6 protein-coding genes are annotated in these 9,108 nt (G+C 46.6%); 2 read left to right on the plus strand and 4 right to left on the minus strand.

Annotation, left to right across the window (positions count from 1 at the left end; all coding sequences use genetic code 11):
* Nucleotides 1-183 precede the first annotated feature (183 nt).
* Both AC805_RS16970 and AC805_RS16975 read left to right on the plus strand, forming a co-directional pair.
* Nucleotides 184-1,449 carry an aspartate aminotransferase family protein gene (locus AC805_RS16970; protein WP_055076481.1) on the plus strand — a complete coding sequence of 422 codons (1,266 nt, stop codon included), beginning with the start codon at nucleotides 184-186 and terminating at the stop codon, nucleotides 1,447-1,449.
* 464 nt (nucleotides 1,450-1,913) lie between these two features.
* Nucleotides 1,914-2,849 carry a peptidoglycan DD-metalloendopeptidase family protein gene (locus AC805_RS16975; protein ID WP_055076482.1) on the plus strand — a complete coding sequence of 312 codons (936 nt, stop codon included), beginning with the start codon at nucleotides 1,914-1,916 and terminating at the stop codon, nucleotides 2,847-2,849.
* A gap of 48 nt (nucleotides 2,850-2,897) precedes the next feature.
* Here the strand turns inward: AC805_RS16975 and AC805_RS16980 are convergent, their stop codons facing one another.
* The 4 genes from AC805_RS16980 to AC805_RS16995 all read right to left on the minus strand — a co-directional run bounded on the left by AC805_RS16980 (nucleotide 2,898) and on the right by AC805_RS16995 (nucleotide 8,956).
* On the minus strand, nucleotides 2,898-3,446 hold the full coding sequence (locus tag AC805_RS16980; RefSeq protein ID WP_055076483.1) for an NUDIX hydrolase: 549 nt from the start codon (nucleotides 3,444-3,446) through the stop codon (nucleotides 2,898-2,900).
* A gap of 234 nt (nucleotides 3,447-3,680) precedes the next feature.
* On the minus strand, nucleotides 3,681-5,099 hold the full coding sequence (locus AC805_RS16985) for an aminotransferase class I/II-fold pyridoxal phosphate-dependent enzyme (protein WP_055076484.1): 1,419 nt from the start codon (nucleotides 5,097-5,099) through the stop codon (nucleotides 3,681-3,683).
* Nucleotides 5,100-5,301: 202 nt separating this feature from the next.
* Nucleotides 5,302-7,227, minus strand: coding sequence for a sulfite reductase, ferredoxin dependent (gene sir, locus AC805_RS16990; RefSeq protein WP_055076485.1), 1,926 nt, complete (start codon nucleotides 7,225-7,227; stop codon nucleotides 5,302-5,304).
* A gap of 202 nt (nucleotides 7,228-7,429) precedes the next feature.
* A complete protein-coding gene (locus AC805_RS16995) occupies nucleotides 7,430-8,956 on the minus strand; it encodes an ammonium transporter (protein WP_055076486.1) in 1,527 nt (508 codons plus the stop codon).
* Between the last annotated feature and the right edge of the window lie 152 nt (nucleotides 8,957-9,108).

The raw sequence follows: 9,108 nt of genomic DNA on the forward strand, positions 1-9,108 counted from the left end.
TACTGGGTTTGGTTTTCAATTACCAAAAGTGTAGCCACACTTTTGGTAATTGGTATTAGAGGTGTGTCAACGCTACACCTCCAAATAATCTACGCCTTAATCGGCTAATTCCACTACAGAAGTTCCTACGAAAACTCTCATATCATTCATAATGAAATTAACAGCATTATCCCATTTTTATCCATGTCGCCAACTACGCTAGAAGTACAATCTCAAGCTCAGGCTGCCAGTCAAGTTTCTCATGACGCGATCGCCGAGTTTAATCAGTATGTGATGAATACCTATGCTCGCTTTCCGATCGCCTTGGATCGCGGCGAAGGCTGTCGCGTTTGGGACAGCAATGGCAAGGAATATTTAGATTTCGTAGCGGGCATTGCTACTTGTACGTTGGGACACGCACATCCTGCCATGATAAAGGCGGTAACCGATCAGATTCAAACCCTGCACCACGCATCTAATTTGTTTTATTTTGCGGCTCAAGGGCAATTGGCTAAATGGCTGGTACAAAACTCCTGTGCAGACAAGGCTTTTTTCTGCAACTCAGGGGCAGAAGCCAATGAGGGAGCGATTAAGTTAGCCCGTAAATATGCCCATACTAAGCTTGGTATTACCGATCCTTTAATTTTGACAGCCAATGCCAGTTTTCACGGGCGAACTCTGGCAACAGTGACTGCGACGGGTCAACCCAAATATCATAAAAATTTTGCTCCTCTCGTATCGGGCTTTGACTATATTCCTTACAATGACATCGCCGCCCTTGAGGTTGCCGTACAGAAATACGAAGGTAGACTCTGCGCGATCATGCTCGAACCCTTGCAGGGAGAGGGGGGCGTCAATCCTGGCGATCGCGCCTATTTTGCCAGAATTAGAGAAATCTGTGACGAGAAGAAGATCCTGCTGATTATCGATGAAGTGCAGGTGGGTATGGGACGCAGTGGGATGCTCTGGGGTTACGAAAACCTCGGTATCCAGCCCGATATCTTTACTTCAGCAAAGGGCTTAGGTGGGGGCATTCCCATCGGAGCGATGATGTGCAAGGCGCATTGCGATGTGTTTGAGCCTGGCGATCACGCCAGTACTTTTGGGGGCAATCCCTTTGCCTGCACGGTGGCGCTGTCGGTCTGCAATACGATGGTCGATGATAATCTGATCGCCAATGCCAGAGAGCGCGGTCAACAACTGCGCACGGGACTACAGGCTATTTGCGATCGCTATCCCCAACATATTGCTTCAGTGAGAGGTTGGGGCTTGATCGATGGTTTAGTACTGCAAGAATCCAGTAATATCCAAGCCCGTGACGTGGTTGCCGCCGGCATCGAGCATGGTTTGCTGTTAGTGCCTGCGGGTGTTATGGTGGTGCGGTTTGTGCCACCGCTAATCGTTTCGGCAACCGAGATCGACCAAGCCCTAGCCATAGTCGAGCAGGCGATCGCTAGTTTTGTATCTTAAAAATTCCATTTTTATAACATCTTCACAAGAGAAGGGGCGCTTTGCGCCCCTTCTCTTGCTTCTTTCCGCAATCTTCGATCTCAAAAAAACCAAGAGATTTTTACAATTGTGGCGAAGCCACAATTGTAAAAATCTCTTGGTTTGAATTTAAGCGCAAACCCCAAAAGATAAGTGGCTGCGCTTCGCGCAGCCACTTATCTTTTGGGGTTTGCTTATAGGTTCAGAAAATAGCAAAGCTATTTTCTGAACGGGTATTAATTGCTGGCAAAAACAATTTTTTAGCAGATTAATCGTCGCTAGTTGTCACATTTCATCAAAATTGATGTAGAATCTCACTCGTTCTCGTTACGGAAATTTTCAGAGCATCATCCCAGCCTTCTACAAGTCTTCTTACAGGGCTTCTTGTGCATTTATGTACGGCTTGTAGCTTGCTCTCAACCGTCCTACAGCGCATACAAAACTTTATGTCTCGCTCCCAACAGTTATTTAATTTGTTATTTAATTTGTTTAGTCATCGTCGATTATTCAACAAATCGAGAGCCTTAAATTTTCGTTTGTTAGGGCTAACTCTATGTGGATTGACTAGTAGTTTGGCGATCGCTGCTCCCATTGCTCAGGCAAATCGGTTGGAAACTTTTGTATACGATCTGAACGATAGCAAGATCGAATTTTCACTCAAAAATGACATTGAGCCCAAGGGAACGGTAATTAGCAATCCCACTCGCATCGTGATCGATCTTCCAGGCATCATCTATCAAGGACCTACGGTCAGGCGGCGTGTAGGTCGTGGAGTACAGGCAGTTAGAGTCGGACAGGTTGATGCTAATACCACCAGAATGGTAGTCGAACTGTCCCCTGAAATTACGCTCAATCCTCAGGATTTGCGCCTAAAATCCTCACAACCAGGAAAATGGACAATGCAACTTCCTCAAAATATTGCGGCGATCGATCTTAACAGTGTTGCTAATTTCACTCTACCTATCACTGGGGCTGCGATCAGTTCTGGGTTCGGCTGGCGCGTACATCCGATTACTGGCGAAAGAAAGCTCCATAAAGGAGTGGATTTTGCCGCGCCATCGGGCACACCTATTTTTGCTGCTGCCGATGGCGTAGTTAGCGATGCGGGATGGACGGATGGCGGCTATGGCAATATTGTCGAGTTGCAGCATGACAATGGGGCGGTGACCCTTTATGCTCACGCCAATAGGGTTTATGTCGCCAAAGGGCAAGTAGTCCGCAAGGGGCAAGCGATCGCGGAAGTGGGCTCGACAGGATTTAGTACGGGTCCGCATTTACACTTTGAAGTACAGCCCGATGGTAAAACCGCAGTCGATCCAATGGACTATCTACAACTTCGTCAAGTGACGTTAGATCTAGCTTCCAACAGTTTCAAGGATTAAAAAAACAGCGATTAGAAAAAACAGCGCAAAACGCTGTTTTTTCTAATCCTAAATTGCTTGCAGGGCTAGATAAAAAGCCGTGATGGACTTGGCATCAAGTCTTGCGTCAGCACTGGGCGATCGCAATAGATCCTCAATTTCAGCGCGACTGAGTAAGACCACTTCTATTTCTTCATCTTCATCTTGCGCGGGAGGATGCTCTAGCTTCTCTAAATCTTGGGCTAGATAGGCATGAATGATCTCATCGGAATAACCTGGACAGATGTAGAAACCGCCAAGGTATTGCCATTTATTAGCTTTATATCCTGTTTCCTCTTCTATTTCGCGTGCGATCGTGATATCACTATCTTCGCCAACTTCCAAGGTTCCCGCAGGAAATTCTAATAGATAGCCTTGAATCGCAAATCGATATTGCTTGACCAAGACAAATTTGCCATCGGCAGTGATTGGTACTGCCAAACCCGCCCCAGGGTGCTTGATATAGGAATATTCTCCCGTTACACCATTGGGTAGTTTAAGGCGATCGACATGGAAGGAAAACTTACTGCCTTGGTAACTGAGACGGTTTTGCAGGATTTGGGCTGGGGTAGATGACATGAAATTTTTGTAATCTAAAATCACAACCCATTTTATACCAATTCCCAAAATGGCATGACTATTTCGTGGGTCTTAAAGCCCAAAGTAGAGATGCGGCGCTTCGCGCCGCATCTCTACTTTGGGCTTTAAGACCCATTCCCAAAAGTGTGGCTACGCTTTTGGGAATTGAAAACCAAACCCAGTAAGGGTTTTAGAATCACAAAATGGCTTCGCCATTTTGTGATTCTAAAACCCTTACTTAACAACTCTAATTGTGGCAAGACTGGCATCACTGGCTCCATTAACGATCCCGCCCGATCGCGCGATCGCTTGCAAAAGACTTACCGTCTCCGCCGTGATTTCTTCGCCAATACAAATCAAGGGAATGCCAGGAGGATAAGGGCAGAGAGATTCCGCACTAATTCGCCCGATCGCTTGCGAAAGATCAAGGCGATCGCTTTGAGCAAAATAGGCATCACGCGGGGTAAGTCTTGGGATTGGCAGAGAAATTGGCAAAAATTGGCGATCGGGTCTGAAGGAAGGCTCCTTGATGTGACTGGGAAGTTGCTGAAAAGCACGTACAAGGCGATCGACATCGGCTTGATGATTGCCCAAACTGAGAATAAAAACTAGTTGGCTTAGGGTCGGCATTTCCGCCATCACCCCCAGATGAGAATGGAAAACCGTATCAGCTTCAAAACCCGTAATACCAAGGCGATCGACCATCACGGTTAACCGCGTCGGATCGAGGGTTGGCACTTCGGCTTGACTGAGGGTAAGTAGGCTAGGCAGTTGACTTAGTCGCGATCGTGCTTCGGTAGATAAGCGCAAGGTTTCTGTTAATAATTCCTGCCCTTCGATCGCCATCTGTCGCCGCGCTACATCAAGGGAAATCATCAGGAATAGATTAGGACTGCTAGATCTCAATATTTGTAAAGCGCGATCGATGCGGTCGATGGCAATGCGATCGCCTTTGAGATGCAACATCGAAGATTGGGTGAGACTGCCAGCAACCTTATGGGTGGATTGCACCACCAGATCGGCTCCTGCTTGCAGGGCAGAGATCGGCAGATCGGTATGAAATCCTAAATGCGCTCCGTGGGCAGCATCGACCAAGAGGGGAATATTGCTAGCATGGGCAATCGCCGCCATTTTTGCCAATTCGCCACAGACCCCAAAATAGTTGGGGCTGACCAACAGCACTGCTTTGGTATCGGGATGCTTTTGTAAGAATAGTTCTAGGGTTGCAGGACTTACGCCCAAGTCCAGATCGAATTCTGGCAAATATTCCGTTGGCAAATAAATAGGCGTTGCTCCCGTCAAAACTAAGGCGGCGATCGCTGATTTATGGCAGTTACGCCCAATTAATACCTTGTCTCCCTCCTGACAGGTTGCTAACAGCATCGCTTGCACACCACAGGTTGAGCCATTGGTCAAGAACCAAGCGCGATCGCTCCCGTAGGCTGTGGCAGCTAATGTTTCGGCATCAGCGATCGCCTCTTCTATTTCTGGCAGTTCGGGTAAATCCAATTGAAAAACAGACTTACCGAATAGTTCGAGCAATTCGTGGTTAATTCCCCGACTGCGTTTATGTCCTGGGGTATAAAAAGCAGCATGATCGATGGATAAATATCGTCGCGCCGCTTCTAGTAATGGAACGGAATTTTGATTCAAGGACTAAATAAGTAGCTCAGCATAAATAAACTAAAAACCTAGAAGAGAGTACCGCCCGTATAGCGGGCGGTACTCTCTCTGGTTTTGTTTTTTAATAGTGTTGTCACACTTTCGTAAATTGGTATTCGTAAATTGGTATTAGTGCATCAGTATCGGCAGGACAGGGCTGCCGCTGAGCGACAGCCCTGTCTTTGGGAGTTACCTATTGCAAATATTTGATCAAGGCAGTTTCCACAATATCCTTCATCGATGCACCCTGTTCTTCCACCGCTTTTTTCAAGAGTTCGTAGGATTTCGTCGATAGAGTAACGCGATGGCGTACATCTTTACGTTTGCCCTTCGGCTCATTTTCTTCAAGCTCAGGCACATAGGCTTCCGCAAACTTCCGCAAGTCTTCATTGCCTTTGCGATCGCAAAAATCACCAAAGGTTTCACCCGCGGCTCGCTCATTTTTGAAATAAACAAATAGAGGCTCTAAGCCCTTTTCAAGATTATTGATATGCAAGCGCTGCACGTAGGGCTGAGCCAAACGAGTCGAGTTAAAACTACCACCCAGCCAAATTTGGTATTCATCGGCGGCACTGCCAACAAAAGCTAGCTCAGCCATATAGGGACGGGCGCAACCATTGGGACAGCCTGTCATACGGGTGACAAAGGTTTCATTCTCTAAGCCCAAACGCACCAATAGTTCGCGGATTCTCGCCAATACATTTGGCAAGGCGCGTTCTGACTCGGCGATCGCCAATCCACAGGTGGGGAAGGCAGGACAAGCCATCGAGTAACGTACGAGGGAATCGATCTGATGGGGAGCGAGCACACCGCAGCGATCGAGGATTTTTTGAATCTCCTCTTTCTCATCGGCAGCAACCTCTGTAATCAACAGATTGTGATTGGGAGTCAGTACAAAATCATGGTGAAATTGCTCGCTGATTTCGCGAAGCGCTGTTTTTAGTTTTAGCCCCTCGCGATCAATCACCCGACCATTTTCAATGGAGATACCCACAAAATATTTACCATCGCCTTGCTCGTGCCAGCCAAGATAATCCTGATATGTGAAGGGGGGTAACTCGCGTGCGGGAGCTAGGGGCGTGGGGTAATAGTCCCGCAACACCTGTTTGAACTTTTCCAATCCCCATTCATGCAAAATATGCTTGAAGCGGGAATGGCGACGATTGTGGCGATCGCCATAGTCCCTTTGCAAAGAAACGATCGCTTTGATCGCATCATAAATTTGGGCGACAGGGACAAAGCCAATGCTGTCGGCAAGACGCACAATGGTCGCATCATTATTGTGAGCGCGTCCCAAGCCACCACCGACATAGACATTAAAGCCTTCCAGTTCGTTTTGTGCGTTGGTAATGACCACCAGCGACAGATCGTTGGTATAAAGATCAACCGAGTTGTCCCCAGCAACGGCGATCGCAATCTTAAATTTACGAGGCAAATACTGAGAGCCATAGATAGGCTCCACATCGCTAATATTGGTTTGCGCTGTTCCCGTTCCTTGACGGTTGCGCGCTTCAGTTACCTCTGGAGCTTCAGAGGCAGTAACCGCAACTTCTCCATCCAACCAAATATCGTAATAGGCTCCAGCCTTAGGCGCTAGCAAATCTGCTATTTTGAAAGCATACTCACGGGCATAGGCATATGCGGGCTTATTCTTAAAGGGAACCGAAGGAGCCATCACATTACGGTTGATATCACCACAAGCCCCCATCGTCGAACCCATATTTCTAGCGATGTCTGCGATTACTGTCTTCAGATTCTCCTTGAGAATGCCATGAATCTGAAAACCTTGGCGTGTTGTCGCCCGCAAAGTATGGTTTCCATACTTATCGCAAAGTTTATCTAGTGCCAAATACAATTGCCAAGGAATAACTCCCCCTGGGCTACGAGTACGCAACATCATGCTGTACTGCGCTTCCTCTCCCTTAGCCTTTATCTTTTCAAAATCTCGCTCTTTTTGTTGATAGGAACCATGAAACTTGAGAATTTGCAAACCATCCTGACTAAAAAATGGATTGCCATCGGTTAGCTCAGTATTGATGGGACCACGCAAAAAGTCGCTTTTTTGCTTAAGTACTTCAACCTTTGATACTTTGGCAGTATTCACTACAGTGTTTGTCATGATTCAACTATCGAAATTTGTATGCGTATAACTTCTTTGCCCCACTATTATACCCCGATAACCCCATCGGAATTAGGATGAACTTTACAAAAAAAAATTAAGTGCCTGTACCACCCACGACAAAGGTAACATGGAATCCTTACAGTGCTTATGGCAGCGCTTCGCGCTGCCATAAGCACTGTAAGGATTCTTCAGCCCAAAATTAGCTTTCACCTTCCTTGAGAAAACCAGAATAGGCTTCCATTCCATGTTCGGAAATATCCAAACCTTTAAACTCTTCCTCACCCTCAACGCGAATACCAGAGGTGATTAGGGAAATCACGTACCAAGCCATAAAGCTAAAAGCAACCGTAAAACCACCCACAGAGATAGCCCCTATCGTCTGGTATAAAAGTTGTTCAAAACCGCCACCAAAGAATAAACCCGCCTTAGGACCAGCACCAGCTTGCAAAATATAACCGCCGCCTATATCTGTTTTTTGACCGACGGCAAATAGACCAACCGCCAGAGTGCCCCAAATACCGCAACATAAATGAACGGAAGTAGCCCCTACGGGATCGTCAATTCTGAGATTGTCAAAAACGCCCACAGCAAACACCACAAGTACGCCACCGATCGCACCGATGATTAAAGCACTAGGCAAGGTAATCCACGCACAAGAGGCCGTTACCGAGACTAATCCCGCCAATATCCCATTCACGATCATCGATAGATCTGGTTTGCCCAAATAAAGCCATGCCACGATCGTAGCGGCGATCCCTCCTGCAGAAGCCCCCATATTTGTGGTCAAAGCAATATGAGCGATGAGACGACCATTGGCAGCCATAGTCGAGCCTGGATTAAATCCAAACCATCCTAGCCATAGAATCAAACAACCTAAGGTTGCCAAACTCATGCTATGTCCGGGAATTGCGCGAGTTTTACCATCCTCAGTGTATCTACCCGACCTTGCCCCCAATAAAGCCGCACCAATGAGAGCCGCCCAGCCACCAACGGAGTGAACAACGGTAGAACCTGCAAAATCAAAGAAAGCTCCAGTGGTTGCTCCCTGAGCATCTTTAGCTAAATTTGCTAGCCAGCCACCACCCCAAACCCAATGTCCAGTGATGGGATAGGACAAAGCCACTAGCAAAAAGCTGAATAGCAAAAAGGCAAGGAATTTAATGCGCTCGGCGACCGCCCCCGAAACGATTGTTGCTGCTGTTGCGGCAAACACTAACTGGAATAAGAATTTTGCTTCTAGGGGGATTCCCGTCCAACTAAGCCCAGGGAAATCTCCTTTATATTCACCAAGGGTCGCAGGACTGTTATCTACAGCTTGCAGAAAGAACCCTTTCATCCCAATAAAGGTATTACCACCATTGTCCCCATACATAAAGCCAAAGCCTACTGCCCAATATGCGATGGTGGCGATCGCAAATACGATCAGATTTTTGGTCAGAATATTAACCGCATTTTTTCTTCGACAAAACCCAGACTCAACTAAAGCAAAGCCTGCATTCATAAAAAATACCAGAAATGAGGCGATAACAACCCAGAGCGTATCTAAACCGACTTTAAGCGCGACCATACTTTGTTGAATGCTTTCCGTTGTTGGTAGATTTTGAGGATTTGTTTGAGCAGTAGCCGCATATACCCAAAAAACACCAATCAGAGCAGCAAGAGGGATACAGGTCAACCAATTTACGGTACTATTTTTCCTTTTTTGACGTAACTTATAAACCAGCACCTTAAGTTTTTCCTCAGTGAATATATAGATTATTTAGATTTATAACAACAGACCCAAGCCTGTCTAGTTTGTATATGCCTATACATTTTTCTCGGACTCATCAACGGAAAAATTTAATAGAAAGCATAAGTACAGACGGATCAAACAAAGAT

The sequence above is a fragment of the Pseudanabaena sp. 'Roaring Creek' genome (assembly GCF_001402795.1).
Taxonomy (GTDB): Bacteria; Cyanobacteriota; Cyanobacteriia; order Pseudanabaenales; family Pseudanabaenaceae; genus Pseudanabaena.